General features: G+C 51.8%; 1 protein-coding gene. It reads left to right on the top strand.

The window, feature by feature from the left end:
* Positions 1-159: 159 nt before the first annotated feature.
* Entirely contained in the window at positions 160-1,596 is a 1,437-nt protein-coding gene (locus PKO02S_RS31965) for a transposase (protein ID WP_127589326.1), read from the top strand.
* Positions 1,597-1,621: the final 25 nt, after the last annotated feature.

Here is a 1,621-nt window from a genome sequence, read left to right as displayed (position 1 = left end):
CTGGACAGTTAAAAGTTCTTGTTGAAAATGGTCGCATAGAAAAATAACCCAATCGAACGAATCTGTGGTATCCTTACGGTTCCTACGCCGGAAAGGAGAGCAGATCGCAGAGAGGGTTACTGTGTTAGTTTACCCGATTTCGTTACGATCGACCATACCATGTTGAAATTTATCAATGAAATTTTGTCTGCTTTTCGAAGTTGCTTCTCCCGAGCCGCTGCATACGAGTGGTTCGTCGTGATCGTTGTCGGTCTCATGGTGCGTTCCGATCATCTCGGAGCGACCTCGATTGTGCGGGATCTGGCGCTGGATCCACGTCATTACGAGTCGATGCTTCATTTCTTTCGTTCCTCCGCCTGGTCGCTGAAATCGCTGCAACGCGCTTGGTACGAGGTTGTGAATCGGCATGCACCGATCGTACGATACCTCGGGCGTGTCTTGCTCGTTAGCGATGGCATGAAGAAGTCCAAAGAAGCCAAGTACATGCCAGGTGTGAAAAAATTGCATCAGGAATCCGAGAATTCATCGAAAGGCGAATACATCTTTGGTCACTTCTTTGGCGCGATTGGCATGCTGGCCGGTACGGCGGAAAAATGGTTTTGCTTGCCCCTGTTTCTCAATCTGCAGGATGGCGTAAAAGCGATCTTTGGCTGGGACGATTCATCCGAGGAGCGGCAAGCCTCCCATGTCGTGCAAGTGATCAATCAAGCCTTTACGGCTGCGGGTATCTTTGGCCGAGCACTGCTTCTGCTTGACCGTTACTACCTGTCCGTTCCCGCCCTGCAGCGGCTGGCCGAGGGCAATCGTTCACTTACGTCCGTTGTACACATCGTGACGCGAGCCAAGATGAATGTCGTTGCCTACGAGCCGCCTGCCGCGAAGAAGCCGGGGCGGGGGCGTCCGCCAAAGAAAGGCAAGATGGTGAAGCTCGCCGCGTTGTTTCAGACACGTGCAGCCGATTTTCAAACGGCCAAGGTGACGCTCTACGGCAATGAAGAAACGGTGTCCTTTCTGCGTCTGGATTTGTTATGGGGGCAGGGGCTCTACCAGAAGCTGCGCTTTGTACTCGTGCGACAAGACGAGCGTCTTTCGATTTTCGTCAGCACCGACCTGAGCCTGGAGCCCTTGCAGATTCTCACCGCATACGGCTATCGCTTCAAAATCGAATGTACATTTCGAGAAATGAAGCAAGTCATTGGCGCATTCGGCTACCGCTTCTGGAGTTCGGCAATGCCGAAGCTCAACCGCTATCGTCGGAAAGGCGAACCGGATCCTTTGGAGCGCGTGACAGACGAGCAGCAGCGAAAGCGAATTCGTTTGACCTTGCAAGCCATAGAAGGGTTTGTCATGTGCAGTGTCATCGCAACGGGACTGGTTCAATTGATCGCTTTGCGCTTTTCCGGGCAGAAGCCGGGTTTGTTTTTCCGCTATCTTCGCACCCCCTCCAAGTCCATCGTCTCGGAGGCAACGGTTGTCGCCTATTTTCGCAAATCGATTTTTAGCCTGTTTGCCCAAAATTCGCAGCTTTCATTAACCCAAATTATTCGTTCCAAGCAAAAAACGGCATTGCCGGACGCTAATTCGCTTGCTTCTTAAAGATGTAAAACTTTTGACTGTCCAG

This window comes from Paenibacillus koleovorans NBRC 103111 (genome assembly GCF_004000845.1).
In the GTDB taxonomy this organism is placed as follows: domain Bacteria; phylum Bacillota; class Bacilli; order Paenibacillales; family NBRC-103111; genus Paenibacillus_AA; species Paenibacillus_AA koleovorans.
This window is presented reverse-complemented; position numbering and strand designations above follow the sequence as displayed.